General features: G+C 33.5%; 10 protein-coding genes. 8 read left to right on the plus strand and 2 right to left on the minus strand.

Annotated features, from left to right (window positions below; translation table 11 throughout):
* Positions 1–104: 104 nt before the first annotated feature.
* The gene (locus LV89_RS03475) at positions 105–2537 is read right to left on the minus strand and encodes a PspC domain-containing protein (protein WP_109741480.1); all 2433 of its coding nucleotides are present in this window, start codon (positions 2535–2537) and stop codon (positions 105–107) included.
* An 81-nt stretch (positions 2538–2618) separates the two neighbouring features.
* Positions 2619–2984 carry a PadR family transcriptional regulator gene (locus LV89_RS03480; RefSeq protein ID WP_109741481.1) on the minus strand — a complete coding sequence of 122 codons (366 nt, stop codon included), beginning with the start codon at positions 2982–2984 and terminating at the stop codon, positions 2619–2621.
* Between the two features lie 407 nt (positions 2985–3391).
* Here LV89_RS03480 and LV89_RS03485 point away from each other — a divergent pair, with 407 nt between their 5' ends.
* From LV89_RS03485 to LV89_RS03520, 8 genes are all read left to right on the plus strand, one after another.
* Positions 3392–4021 carry a 7-carboxy-7-deazaguanine synthase QueE gene (locus tag LV89_RS03485; protein ID WP_229201465.1) on the plus strand — a complete coding sequence of 210 codons (630 nt, stop codon included), beginning with the start codon at positions 3392–3394 and terminating at the stop codon, positions 4019–4021.
* Positions 4022–4052: 31 nt separating this feature from the next.
* Positions 4053–6458 carry a tetratricopeptide repeat protein gene (locus LV89_RS03490; RefSeq protein ID WP_109741482.1) on the plus strand — a complete coding sequence of 802 codons (2406 nt, stop codon included), beginning with the start codon at positions 4053–4055 and terminating at the stop codon, positions 6456–6458.
* Positions 6459–6496: 38 nt separating this feature from the next.
* A complete protein-coding gene (locus LV89_RS03495; RefSeq protein ID WP_109741483.1) occupies positions 6497–7300 on the plus strand; it encodes a hypothetical protein in 804 nt (267 codons plus the stop codon).
* A 96-nt stretch (positions 7301–7396) separates the two neighbouring features.
* Positions 7397–9304 (plus strand): OmpA family protein, encoded by a 1908-nt coding sequence (locus LV89_RS03500; protein ID WP_158279501.1) that lies wholly within the window; start codon positions 7397–7399, stop codon positions 9302–9304.
* A gap of 222 nt (positions 9305–9526) precedes the next feature.
* Positions 9527–10204 (plus strand): response regulator transcription factor, encoded by a 678-nt coding sequence (locus LV89_RS03505; RefSeq protein ID WP_109741485.1) that lies wholly within the window; start codon positions 9527–9529, stop codon positions 10202–10204.
* Positions 10204–11592, plus strand: coding sequence for a sensor histidine kinase (locus tag LV89_RS03510; RefSeq protein ID WP_109741486.1), 1389 nt, complete (start codon positions 10204–10206; stop codon positions 11590–11592). Before LV89_RS03505 ends, LV89_RS03510 begins: the two co-directional genes overlap by 1 nt.
* A 167-nt stretch (positions 11593–11759) precedes the next feature.
* Entirely contained in the window at positions 11760–12701 is a 942-nt protein-coding gene (locus LV89_RS03515) for a DUF8428 domain-containing protein (RefSeq protein WP_109741487.1), read from the plus strand.
* 104 nt (positions 12702–12805) lie between these two features.
* Positions 12806–13960, plus strand: a complete 1155-nt coding sequence (locus LV89_RS03520) for an endonuclease/exonuclease/phosphatase family protein (protein WP_109741488.1) — start codon at positions 12806–12808, stop codon at positions 13958–13960.
* The last annotated feature ends 22 nt before the right edge of the window (positions 13961–13982 follow it).

Genomic DNA, 13982 nt, shown 5'->3' on the forward strand with positions numbered 1-13982 from the left:
GGAAAATTGTTTGAACTATGATTTATTTGATTTAGCGATTTTAGGATTATCTTACTGAATGAAAATCCCACCATCTTTTAATCAAATAAATCATAGTTCAGACCTTATTCCTTCTCAACCGAGCCGCCTTCTTGTTGTACCGAACGACTTACAGAAGGTTCGCCACGATAGCGAATTTGTGCGTGAGAAAATGTTTTTGCTTCCATTTTTTCTTTCACGTTTATTTCTGCGGAGGTATTGTCTTTTGCTTCTACTTTTACCGAAAGTGCTTCAAAATCAAAGGCTTGTAATTTTGCATTTGAGGCTAATTTTGCCGTTAATGATTGTGCATTTCCGCTAATATTTAACGAATTATTATCAGATAAATCAACCGTGAAATTGTCAGTTGAGAAATTATGAATTGAACTTTCTCCATTTCCGCCTTTCATGGTGATGCCTTTTAAAGTTGGCATTGTGATATGAACTTCCAAAACTCTATTGTCTTTTTGTTCAATATTTAAGGTATTATTGGCAACAGAATATTTAAGTTGGTCGAGGTTTTCAACACCGCCAACTTCCACTTTAAATTCTCCGCCCTGACGAATAATGATATTGCATGAACCATTTTGTCCGTTCGTTTTTACGTATTCAAAACCTTTTACATCAAGTGTTCTGATAGGCGTTCCTGTTGTAAAATCGTCCTCACGGTAAGTATTATCATTGTTTTCGTCTTCAACCTTAATAATTCTATTGATACAAACCAAATCACCCTCTTTAGTGAATTTCCAAAGTGAACCTTTAAATTTATCACCTTCGGCATCTTCCCAATATTCTCTTTCAATGGAATTGTCGATAAATTCTGCAAATCCACGAGTCATAGAAAATGGTTTTTCGTAAGGAATATAAACCTTCATTCTGATGTGTTGGTCACGGAAACGAGCATTGTCTTTAAATTCTAAGCGGTCATCAAATTTCAAGATGGAATCTTTTTGAACAATATTATAGCTAACCGCCAAAGCATTTTTTTCAGCTTCTTGTTTGTCTGGGCCATCAGCTCTAAAGACCTGCTCAACTCTGATATTTGTGCCATCGTAGCCAATTATTTCCGTTGAAGGCTCCCAATCTTGTCCCAATCCTGTATAGTTAAGCTCAAATAATGGGGTTTTAGGGTCAATTGTATAGTTGGTAATTCTTTCAATTGATGCGGTTTTAGCAAAATTACGAGCGTAACGTACGCCTGTGTACATAGTTGTGAGAAGTCCGACGATGAAAACACCTAAAGCACTTTGCCAAACAGTTGGCGTAAATAGATTTTTGCGAATCAACAGTGATAAACCCGCCCAAGCAACCACAAATGCAGGAACTGCTGAGGCTAAAAATGCACCAATTAGCATTAATGGAGAAGCATCACGACCAATTAAACCTACTGGAACGTGGTCGCCAAAATAGATATTGGCATTTTCTAAAGCCGTCATTCCCACAAAAAGAGCGAAGAATAAAGCTACAATGAAAACTACCCCCACAAAGGTCATCATACCACCAATGAAAACTTTTCCTGCCGAAATCAAAAACTCTGCAAAAGGTCCTAAAGCTTTGAAAACCTGCGAGATAATTCTGAAAGGCAATAATAAAAGTTTCGTTACAGAATCTTCTGGTTTGTTTTCAACATTAAATGTTTTCTTGATGTTCGACTCGATATTTTCAAGTGTAATCGGTTCGCCAGACATTTGCATTTTGTCCGTCAATGTTTTTGCTTCTGGAGCTATTGCCCACAAAATCAAATAGATAACAATTCCAGAGCCGAAAATAAAGATACTTAAAACTGATACAAAACGTAGCATTCCCAAATCCCAACCTGTGTATGAGGCAATTCCGCTGACAACACCGCCCAATACTTTTCCGTCGGGATTACGGTAAAATTTACGAATACGGTCGTCTTCTTCCAACATCGCATTGGCAGGAAACGCAATCCAGCAAGCAATGTATAAAACGAACGAAATTCCTGATAAAACCCCCGCTGTGATTGGTCCAATTCCTAAAAACAAGAATAAAAATGCCAAACGAACCCAAAGTGGGTCGAAGCCCAAATTATAAGCTAAACCTGCACAAACACCACCTAAAATTTTACGTCGAGTATCACGGTATAATTTTTTAGGAGCGGAGTAATGTTTATAATCAAAAGTCTGTTTATGTTGTTGATTATGAGGTTCTTCAGTAGTTGTTGATTCTGAAGCGTTGCTCGGATTTTCTTGTTTCGTTTCGCCTGCCATTGCCAAATCTTCATCTTCTTCGATGGCGGCAAAGTCAGAAACTGAACCCATTGAGGCAATTAAACCTTCTACATCTTCCAAAGAAATAGCTTGTTTGTCCTCAGATTTTTGTTTGTCCCAAAACTTTTCGGCAATGCGTGCTTCAATGTCCTCAACGATTTCTTTTGAGCCTTCGTAAGAGGAAAAATATTTCTGAATGGCTTTCAGATAGGCATTCAATTTATCGAATCCGTCATCTTCGATATAAAAAACGATGCCTGCGATATTGATTGATATTGTCTTTTTCATTGGAGTATTTTTAAATTCTCAATTTCAAATGTTCATTGAATTATTTGAACACTGAGCATTGAACATTGTGGATTGAAAATTTTACGCTTGACCTTGGTCTTGTTGATGATGATGATGAAATGAATCTTGGATTATTTGAGCAACAGAGGCTTGGAGGTCTGTCCATGTTTCCTCAAATTGTGTCAGAAAGACTCTACCAGTGTCTGTCAAAACATAGTATTTTCGAGGAGGTCCAGATGCCGACTCAACCCATTTATAATCTAAAAGTCCTGAGTTTTTTAGGCGGGTAAGTAGCGGATATAATGTGCCTTCCACAACCATAATTTTTGCCGAAGTGAGTTCTTCAAGCATATCAGAGGCATACACTTCACCTCTTGAAATAATGTGCAGAATGCAGAATTCAAGAATTCCTTTTCGCATTTGCACTTTGGCGTTTTCTAAATCCATATTAATTAACGGTAAATGGTGAACGGTTGACGGTGAATAAGCATTAACTTAAAACCTCAAAAATGTATTTAAAAGATTCAATTTTTTCATTTAAAACACTGATAATTAATTAGATTGCTTTACTCGCTTTTCGCAAATCGCTCTTCGCTTATTATTTAACTAACCTTTTTTTCTTAAATTATTATTACAAAGATATAATAAGGTACTATGTAAAGCAAGGTACTATAAGAATAAATTATCTTTTATGGATAAATGGTAGAAATTGCAGGATTAAAGGTTGATGAATATTTTGTTTTTCTTCCAAAACAAGATTTCAAACTTGAATATGTTAATTTTGCGGTGGTCTAATAATATTCTGAGAATAAAAATTATGTTGTATAAGTCAATATAATTTCAAAAAGGAGAAAATGGTAACTGAAAATATACAATCAACAACGCAAGCCTTGCCAGTCATGGAGGCTTTTTATACACTTCAAGGAGAAGGTTTTCATCAAGGACGTGCCGCCTATTTTATCCGTTTGGGCGGTTGTGATGTTGGTTGCCATTGGTGCGACGTAAAGGAATCATGGGATATAAACGCCCATCCAAAATTAAGTCTCGAACAAATTGTGGAGGAGGCTTCTCAACACCAAGGACGTTTGGCAGTGGTGACGGGCGGCGAACCACTCATGCACAATTTAGAAGAATTGACAACTGCTTTACATCAAGCAGGTTTTGAAACCAATATTGAAACCTCTGGCGTATGCGAGCAAGTGACAGGTGATTGGGATTGGATTTGTTTTTCACCGAAGAAATTCAAAAAGCCCAATCCAGAAATATACCCAAGAGCCAACGAATTGAAAGTAATTATCTACAATCAATCAGATTTTGAATGGGCAGAAAGTTTTGCGGACGTAATTTCTTCAAATTGTATGCTGTATCTACAACCTGAATGGAGTAGGATGGAAACGATGTTACCCGAAATAATTGAGTACATCAAGAACAATCCGAAGTGGAGAATTTCGTTACAGGTGCATAAGTTTATGGATATTCCATAGAACATCTATTTTTGAATATTAATCAAATTTTATGAAGCAATTTTTGCTATTTTTTATCGTGTTTACTACTCATTTTTCTTGGGGACAGGAAGAGTTTAGAATACGTGTATGTGAAAACTATAAAGATGGAAAAGGTTTAAAAGATGTAAGTATTCGTATAGATGGAATTGGAAGTGTATCCTCAGATAATGATGGATTTGTAGTGTTTCCAAATCTTAGAAAGTCTCATAATAAGGTTACTGGTGATGTTATAAAAATTACTACCATTATTAATGGATACTCCGTTGTTAATAGCCTTGAAACTACTTCTTACACATTAAAAAAAGATAGAACCGCATTTTTGGAAATAATTCTTTCAAAGGATAAAGTGAGAGATCTATTTGCATCTAAATATTATCAGCGACAAGCATCCTTTACAATTGATGCTAAACAATCTGGACAAATAGAAAATATAACCAATGTTGTTAATGATTATTTAAAGAAAATACAAACGTTAAATGATAGTCATAAAAAAGAAAAAGATGCTCTTATTTTCAAAATTGATTCATTAAACGATATAATTACTAAAATTCATATTCAACGTGAAAATCAACTTGAAACAGCTCAAAAAATAGCAAGTTTATTATCAAGTATTCCACCAAATGTAGATGACGACGTCCTTAAAAATGCTTATAGTCTTTTTATAAAGGGTGAATTTGAACAATCTCTGAAAGTTCTTAGTAATGAAAATCTTGAAAAAGATAGACTTGAATATTTGCAAGAAGAAAAATTAGCTGAATTACTAAAAAGAGATGCTTTTAAAAAGAAGAGTATTTACATCCAAAAATGTTTATTTAAAGCAGACTTATCGGAACTTATATATGATTTCAAAGGTACAGAATTCTGGTATAAAAAAGCATACGAAGCTGATTCTAATAATATTGATGTTCTAATTAATTTTGGTAATTTTTGGAATAATCAAAATGAATTTGAGAAGTCGAAACCTTTATATATTAGAGGATTAGCTGTAAATCCTGACAGTTCCTTTAAGGCTACGCTATTACATAATTTGGGTAATTATTATATCCATGCTGATGACAAAGATAGTGCACTAATTTGCTTCGAGGCTTCATTAGCAATTAGAAAATGTTTTGCTTTTTATAATCCAGAATATCTTCCAAGTGTTGCTAATACACTGAGTAGCATTGGAATTGTATATCTCAATGAAGAAGAAGATGAAAAAGCACAAAAATATTTTCAAGAAGCATTTGCTTTATATGAAAGTCTTTTAATTGTTGACCGAAAGAATAGATACAGGTATTTGCTGGATGTTGCGAGAAGTTCAAACCATTTAGGTAGCATTATGATTGGTCGAGGGAATAAGGTTGCAAGAGAAAAACTTCAATATGCCTTAGAAATATGCGACTATTTAGAAAAAGAAAAGCCTTCTACGTTTAATACAGATATTAAGGCTTTAGTTTTAAATAATTTGGGTTCATTATATGCAAATCTTGAAAAATGTGATTCATCAATAATCTATCTTGAAAAATCTTTGAAAATAAAAACTGAGTTAGCGAAAAAGAATCCAAGCGGTTATGAAAAAGACCTTATTGAAATCTATTTGAATTTAGGAATTTGTAACGAAAAAATTAAGCAAAATAATAAAGCTGAAATCAACTATAATCAAGCATTAAATATTAGTAGAAAATTGTTCTTATCTAATCCTATACCTTATGCTAAAAAACATCATATATTACTCGATAATTTGAGTCAATTTTACCTAAATATTCAAAATAAAGAACAATTGCACAATGTATTTGAACAAAGTTTAAACGATTTTGATTTTTTAGAAAAAAAAGATTCTATTAAATATTTAGAAATAAAAACTCAATTTATACACCTATACCAAGTTTTTTGTTTCAGGGATTCTACAGAATATAGTAAGTTGATAGATTTATTAATTATGATGGTTAATACTTATGAAAAAATAGCATTAACTAATCCGAATTCAACTACTCAAAATGATTATTGGCAACGTTCTTATGAAATTATAAAAACATTTCCTGAGATTATAAAAGATGACTCTACCGCTACTCGTAGAGTTTTATTACAGAAAGAAATTGTTCATTTCTTTAAAATTAAGCCTTTTAAAGAACCAAAAATATTATCTTTAAATCTTAATAATTTGTCTTGGTATCAATTATTAGCAAAGGATTTTAAAAGTGCTGAACAATCTGCAAGAGAAAGTTCTTTTGCTAATAATCAAGATACGTCAATAAATTCAAACTTAGCATTTGCTTTATTATTTCAAGGTAAGTTTGAAGAATCTAAAGCAATTTTTTCTAAAATTGATATTCAAACTGAAAAAAGATTAATTTTAAGGGATTTGCTAATATTTGAAAGAAAGGGTATTACTCATAAGGAGGTTAGTAAAATCCGTAAAATGTTAGAGAAATAATAAACCCATTTTCAAATACCCTAATCTTGTTAAACAGTATGCCAAAAATTTCATCTAAATTCATAATTAGTGCAATAATAGGAATAGGATTACTTATCTGGTTGACATATTTTTTAAGAGAAAATATATCCAATTCTCTCCAATATTTTATTACAATTGCTATTCTTTCATTATCATCAGGGATATTAGCAACAACAATTTCAGGTAAAATAATTTACAATGATGGCAAAATATATGCAACGCATGGATTAGCGGCTTTTATGGTCATTTTTTCAAGTGGACTGTGGTTTTGGTTCTATAATAAAAATGATTCCTCATCTTTCAATTATAGCATCTTCTTAGAAAATAAAGATGGAGATTCACCTTTAAAAAATAGTAAAATTAATTTTAGGTATGGAACTGCTAATAATCCATACGATATTGATTCGAAAGGAGGAATATCAATTCCAAGTATTGCTGCAAAGTATAAAGATGGAGAAGCATATATTCAATTACCTTCTGATGGGGATTGGCAGTTTGATAATGGTACTAAAAAAGATACTATAAAGCTTAGGGAGGAGAAAGCTACATTAATTATTGAACCTGAAAGTTCTCGTTGCTGTCTGAAAGGAAAGATTTGGTTTGCAGATAGAAGAAATCATATTCTTGAAGGTATTACTATCGAAGCAGGAGAGTCTAATGTAAAGACAGACGTAAATGGCAAATTCATTTTATTGTTACCCGAAAAATTAAGATTGGAAAATAATATTAAAATTGAAGCATTTATTGGCAAGTATAAAGGAAGTATTTATGGAAATACTGCATCAATCAATGACATAAGACTGGAATTAACAAATAATTAAAGAGAATTAAGAATGAATAGTTTGTATGTAGATTTAAAACAATACAAACCAAAAAATCTCGTTAATTCAAAGTTCAAAGACAATTCCAAAAGAACTATGAAAATCATTTTTAGCCTATTCTTTTTAGCCTTTTTATTGCCCAAAATTTATTCTCAAGTTCCTCTTTCGTCCAATAATAAAAAAGCCATTGATGCCTATGAAAAAGGTATGAATGCACTTCAAAACCGCAATATTGAAATGGCTTTTTCAGAATTTGAGGAAGCCATTGAACGAGATAAATTATTTGCTGAACCGTATTTTCAATTAGGGAAATTATATGAACAAAATCGTCAATTTGGGAATGCGATTTTGAATTATGAGAAATCAATTAATTCTAATGATGGTTCAAGCATTACGATGAACGCTATTCAAAACGTAGCTAATTTGTATGTAAAAAAAGGCGATTATGAAAGAGCATTACCTTATTTGAGAAGGTACATGGAAAGAATGAAAACGAGTTCTGGGTATCCTACCAAGCGAGTTACAAAGCAATTGGAAAATTGTCTCTTTGCTTTAGAAATGAAAAATAAACCTTTAGTTATCAATCCTTTAGAATTACCCAAAACGGTCAATAGATTTCAATCTCAATATTTTCCTGCCCTTACTGCCGACCGTGAAACGCTCATTTTTACGGGAAATCAAGATAGTGAGGAGAATCTGTATGTTTCTACTAGAAAAGATTCTGTTTGGTCAGCTCCAATCTCAATTTCTGATAAAATTAATACGCCACAAAACGAAGGAACTGCTACAATTTCTGCGGATGGTCGCACATTGGTTTTTACTTCTTGCGGAGGTCGTAAAGGTTTTGGAAGTTGCGATTTATTCATTTCTTATAAACAAGGAGAAAATTGGACTTCACCCCAAAATTTAGGTTCAAATATTAATTCTAACGAATGGGAATCTCAGCCTTCATTGTCCGCCGATGGTCGCACATTATACTTTGTTTCGGATAGAAAAGGTAGTTTGGGAAAACGGGATATTTGGGTTTCTAAAATTGATTCGACGAATGCTTGGGGGAAAGCTGTTAATTTAGGCACAACCATTAATACTATCGAAGACGACCTTTCGCCTTTTATTCATGCCAACGGAAAAACGCTTTTTTATTCGTCCGAAGGACTCGTGGGAATGGGCGGTTTAGATTTGTATTTTTCTGAAAATCAGAATGGTAAATGGACAAATCCCGAAAATTTAGGTTTCCCTCTTAACACCCACGAAGACCAAGTTGCTTTGTTTATTACTGCCGATGGCAAAAAGGCCTATTATTCTTTGGAACGTGACCAAGATGATAAATATCGTCGGGCAAAGATTGTAGAAATTGACGTTCCAGAAAGTTTACAAGCAAAGTTTAGAGCAACATCGTTCTTGAAAGGAACAGTTTATGATGCTCAAACCAAGCAAAAATTACAGGCAGATATTGAGTTGATTTTGTTGAAAAATAATGAATTAGTGGGCAAAATAAACTCAGATTCGCAAACAGGAACATACACTTCCGTATTGCCGAGTGGGGGAGAATACGCCGTTTTTGTGAGTAAAAAAGGCTATTTTTTCAAGAGTTTAAATTTTGATTTTTCCGATAAAATTGGTCGGGATAAAGTGCTTGATATTCCGCTTGAACCTATCAAGCAAAACGCCAAAGAAATTCTAAATAATATCTTTTTTGATACGGCAAAATGGGATTTAAAGCCCGAATCAACCGTTGAATTGGATAAATTGGTGACTTTACTCAAAACAAACCCTGATATACCTATCGAAATTTCTGGACATACCGACGACGTTGGAAAAGATGCTGATAACGTAATTCTATCACAAAAAAGAGCAAAATCAGTGGTGAATTATTTGGTTGAAAAAGGTATAAATCCTACCAAAATGAAATCGGAAGGTTACGGAAAAAATCGTCCATATTTACCCAATACTTCTGACGAAAACCGAAAATTGAACCGTAGAATAGAAGTGAAGTTTTTGTAAAATGAATTTTGAAAGTTGTTAACTTTTAAGAAAGTTAGCAACTTTGGCTATTAAAATCTAATATTAAAATTACCTTAAAAACGGACTCAAATCACTGTATTTGAATCCGTTTTTCTATTTAATTGCCTAATTTTGAGGGTAGTTCGTAACGCAGACTTTAGTCTGTATAATCATTTACAGACTAAAGTCTGTGTTACTTTTAATAACGCACAAATTAAGCAGATGAAAATTTTAGTAATTGAAGACGAAGTAAAAACGCTACAACTCATCAAACAAGGTTTGGAGGAACAGCAATGGGAGGTTGATATTGCCTACGATGGTTCGATGGGTTTTCAGTTGGCAACTCGTCATCAATATGCTCTAATTATTTCTGATATTATCCTACCGATGCTCAACGGTTTGGAACTCTGCAAAAAACTTCGCCAAGAAGGCGTCGATACGCCAATTCTTCTCTTAACTGCTTTAGGAACTACCGACGATAAAATTACGGGATTAGATGCTGGAGCTGATGATTATTTAGCTAAACCATTTGAATTCAAAGAGTTAATGGCAAGAGTTCGTGCTTTAACTCGCAGAATGGGAAGTATTGTTCATACAAATTTGTTGAAAGTTGCCGATTTAGAAATGGATTTAGATACTAAAACCGTTGTACGTGCGGGCAAAGAAATTCCATTGACAGCCAAAGAATTTACTTTGTTAGAATATTTTATCCGTCATCAAGGTCGAGTAATTTCTAAGGTTGAATTAGCCGAAAAAATCTGGGATATTACTTTTGATACAGGTACCAATGTGATTGAAGTTTACATGAATTTTTTACGTAAAAAAATTGATAAAGACTTCGATACGAAATTACTTCATACACAAATAGGCATGGGTTATGTACTAAAAATTGTCTCGTAATGCTCAACATTCGCTCACGACTTACTTATCAATTTATGGCATTGGCTACGGCTATTTTGCTGATTTTTTCTGTGGGCGTTTATTTTTTTAGCAGATTATATCTTGAAAAACGCTTTTACAAACGTCTCCAAGAACGTGCCATTACTACCACTACGCTACTTTTTGACCTCAATGCTGCGGATACAACGGTTATGAAATTGGTCAATATTTCTGACCGAGAATTACTCACTGATGAAAGTATTGCCGTTTATAATGAACGCCTCAAAAAAGTTGTTTTCTCTGCCAATCAAGCAAATTCATTGACAGCCGAAGTATTTATTCCACTGCTTCAAGGCAATCCCCAAACTATTTACAAGCGTTTTAATCAGTACCAAATTATTGGCGTAAAAGTAAAAAATGGTAACGATACCAATTGGGTTTTTGTGAGTGCCATTGATACGAACGGTAACGATGCTTTGGAAGATTTACGGAAAATTCTGCTTGTCATGATTTTGGTCGGAATCCTTTTATTAGGGATTTCGGGCTGGTTTTTTGCTGATAAAGCACTCGCTCCAATGTCGGGAATTATTAAACAAGTAAATCAGATTTTTCCAGACAATATTGAAAATCGAGTAGAACACCCCAACCGTTCAGATGAAATTGGTTTGTTGGTTGCCACTTTCAATCAATTGCTCGACAGAACGGAAGATGCACTTGTCATGCAAAAAATGTTTATCGCCAATGTCTCGCACGAGTTGAAAAATCCATTGACAAAAATTTATTCTCAAATTGAAGTTACTTTATTGCAAAAACGAAACGTAGAAGATTATGAACAAGACTTTCGGTCGCTGCAACAGGATACCAGAACGTTAATTCAACTAACGAATACTTTATTGAATTTGGCAAATACCGTTGTTAGTCCAGATAGTATTCAAAAAGCCCCAATTAGAGTTGATGAATTACTTTGGGATGCTAAAATGCAATTGAAAAAATGGCATGATGATTATGTAATTGAGCTAAATTTCAACGATTTCCCTGATAATGAAGAGTTACTGATTGTACAAGGAAGTGAGGCTTCTTTGAAAATTGTATTCATGAATTTAATGGATAATGCTTGTAAATTTTCGGAGAATAATTCTGCCAAAGTTGATTTCTCTGTGACAAATACTCACATTATCATTCAAGTCTTTAATAAAGGTGCTGTCATTCCAGAAGCTGATTTACCGTATATTTTCCGACCTTTTTACAGAAGCAACGCCACCGCAAAAGCTGCTCATGGACACGGTGTTGGACTCGCCATTGTGTCTCAAATTCTTCGTTTGCATCAAGGCGAAATCTCAGTAACTTCCGTAAAAGAAGGCACAACGTTTAAGGTTGTGTTGCCAAATCAGTCAAGTAGTGGCGAATAGTATTTGCCAGTAGAATTATACAATTGGCGAATGCTATTCGCCACTACCTAATAATTTATCATGCTCAGCTACACTTTAAGCTAATTTTAATTTGGCTTTAACCCCTCTTTAACTTCCATTTTGTTGATTTGTATTGTAAAACAAAACCATCTCAAAATCAACTCAACATGGAATCTAACAACAATCAAGGTATTTTTAAAATTGCCATTGGCGTATTAATTGGAGTAGTCGCTTTATTAAGTTATTTGTTCATGGGAGCAAGAAACGAGACTTTTGAACTCCAAAAATCATTAACTACTAAAGTTGAAGAATTGTCATCAACTCAAATTAAACTTGATTCAATTTCACGTGCATTAGATACTAAAATTGCCGAAGTGAAACAATTAGGTGGAAATATTAAAGAATTAGAAAACGTAAAAGCTCAATTAGAAGCAGATAAGAAAAAATTGAAGTCAGATTTCAATTTCTCAGTGGCTAAATACGATGCAAAAATCAAAGAATACGAAAACTTCTTAGTAGTAAAAGATGATGACATCAGAAAATTGAAAGAAGAAAACGGTACTCTTTTGGCTCGTACAAAAACACTTGAAGAAGAGAAACAACAAGTAATTACTGAAAATACAGGTTTGAAAACTGAGAAAGAAGGCTTAACACAAACGGTTGCTTCTTATACTGCTCAGAATGACGATTTGAAACGTAAAGTAACTTTAGCAACTGCCATGAAAGCAATTAATGTACAAGTGGCTGCAATGGCATCTAATGGAAAACTTCGTGAAGGTGGATTGTATAAATCTTCAAAAGTTGACCGTTTGAAAATCTCATTTATCATGCCTTCAAATCCTGTTGCTGAGAAAAACACAAAGGATATTTTTGTAAGAATTCTTGACCAAAATGGTGCAGTTGTTAGCGAAGACGGAAAAGGTGGAACATTGCAATTTGATGGAAAAGAAGTTGGATATAGCGTAAAACAAGGAATTCCATTTGAAAATAATGACCAAAAAGTAGATATTCTTTACGGAAAAGGTTCGCCTTACAAAGCAGGAAAATATAGCATTGAGTTATATTCAGAAGGTTTTAAGATTGGAAATGGAGCTTTTGAAGTAAAATAATGAAGCGTAATTTTTAAGTCCTAAATAATCTTTCTCTCGCTCAAAAGCTAAAGATTTATTATTTAGGACTTATTTCTTTTTTGATAAAATAAATTCCCCAAAATATGTTGCCGTCAATTCATCATTATAAAAGTTTCCTCTTGCAGTTTTGCAAAGAGTTGTCAAGAGGTACTTTTGATGGATTAAAAAACGCATTTTACTTCTTTAATCAATATCCAAAAGCCTATTCTTGCTTAATTTACCTTTTCGTTTCGATGTCCTTTTGCTACCATCCCATTTTCAATCATTGGATAGCAGGTTTCATCATGATGTCTTTGCCTTTTGCATTAATCCTTGCCACATTTGCCTTTGTTTATTTATGGCTTAAAAAACAAAAAATGATGGCTACAATTGGTATTGTGTGGGTTTTATGTGCCTTGCCAATTCTTAAAAGATTTGTAGGTATTAGCAACGAAAAGACACAAAATATTACTACCAATTCTTTAAATGTATTGAGCTTTAATAGTGAAAGTTTTTCAAGATTTGCAGACAATAATTTAACTGATTTGCAAGCAGATATTGCCTGTTTTCAGGAATATTCACCTAACCAACAAATTGAAAATCAGTACAATAATAAAGTGGTAAAATTGACCAATTTCTCAGCAGATAGAGCGGTTGGCTTAGCCATTTTTACCAAATATCCCATCGTGAAACAATACGCTAAAATTTGGGATAGAGAAAATGCTCCTAATATCAATGGCTTTATTTGTATGGATATTGTTTACAGAAATGATACTGTCAGAATTGTAAACACACATCTTTGGTCGATGGGAGTGAGGATAAACAAGGCTTTTGATGCCTTCAAACAAGGAGATGTTAAACGTTTCTTTTTTGAAATTGCCGATACCATGACACGTTTGAAAGAAGGTTTTAATGCTCGTGATGAACAAGTGGCGGAAGTAGAATCTTACGTAGTTGGTAGTAAATACCCTGTTATTATTTGTGGAGATTTTAATGAAACGCCATTCAGTTATACTTATGGTAAATTGAGTTTAAATTTCAGAAATGCCTTTGAAGAAGCTGGACAAGGACTTGGCTTTACGCTCAATCGTCATCCGTATTGTGTGCGGATTGACCAACAATTTTTTAGTTCAGATTGGCAAGTTCAATCTTGTAAAACCATTCCAACTATTAATTTCTCCGACCATTTTCCTGTAATGGCTCAATATATTTTGAAAAAACCGAGTATTGCTTCAATGGCTTTGGTAGCTCAACGATAATTTTAATCAAAGCAACTCATTA

The organism is Arcicella aurantiaca (genome assembly GCF_003148625.1).
Lineage (GTDB): Bacteria > Bacteroidota > Bacteroidia > Cytophagales > Spirosomataceae > Arcicella > Arcicella aurantiaca.

Bases quoted from the DNA above. Each gene is read 5' to 3' on its own strand.
- LV89_RS03515 (WP_109741487.1), top strand. From the start codon at position 11,760: ATGGAATCTAACAACAATCAAGGTATTTTTAAAATTGCCATTGGCGTA.
- LV89_RS03505 (WP_109741485.1), top strand. From the start codon at position 9,527: ATGAAAATTTTAGTAATTGAAGACGAAGTAAAAACGCTACAACTCATC.
- LV89_RS03510 (WP_109741486.1), top strand. From the start codon at position 10,204: ATGCTCAACATTCGCTCACGACTTACTTATCAATTTATGGCATTGGCT.
- LV89_RS03475 (WP_109741480.1), bottom strand. From the start codon at position 2,537: ATGAAAAAGACAATATCAATCAATATCGCAGGCATCGTTTTTTATATC.
- LV89_RS03490 (WP_109741482.1), top strand. From the start codon at position 4,053: ATGAAGCAATTTTTGCTATTTTTTATCGTGTTTACTACTCATTTTTCT.
- LV89_RS03485 (WP_229201465.1), top strand. From the start codon at position 3,392: ATGGTAACTGAAAATATACAATCAACAACGCAAGCCTTGCCAGTCATG.
- LV89_RS03495 (WP_109741483.1), top strand. From the start codon at position 6,497: ATGCCAAAAATTTCATCTAAATTCATAATTAGTGCAATAATAGGAATA.
- LV89_RS03520 (WP_109741488.1), top strand. From the start codon at position 12,806: ATGTTGCCGTCAATTCATCATTATAAAAGTTTCCTCTTGCAGTTTTGC.
- LV89_RS03500 (WP_158279501.1), top strand. From the start codon at position 7,397: ATGAAAATCATTTTTAGCCTATTCTTTTTAGCCTTTTTATTGCCCAAA.
- LV89_RS03480 (WP_109741481.1), bottom strand. From the start codon at position 2,984: ATGGATTTAGAAAACGCCAAAGTGCAAATGCGAAAAGGAATTCTTGAA.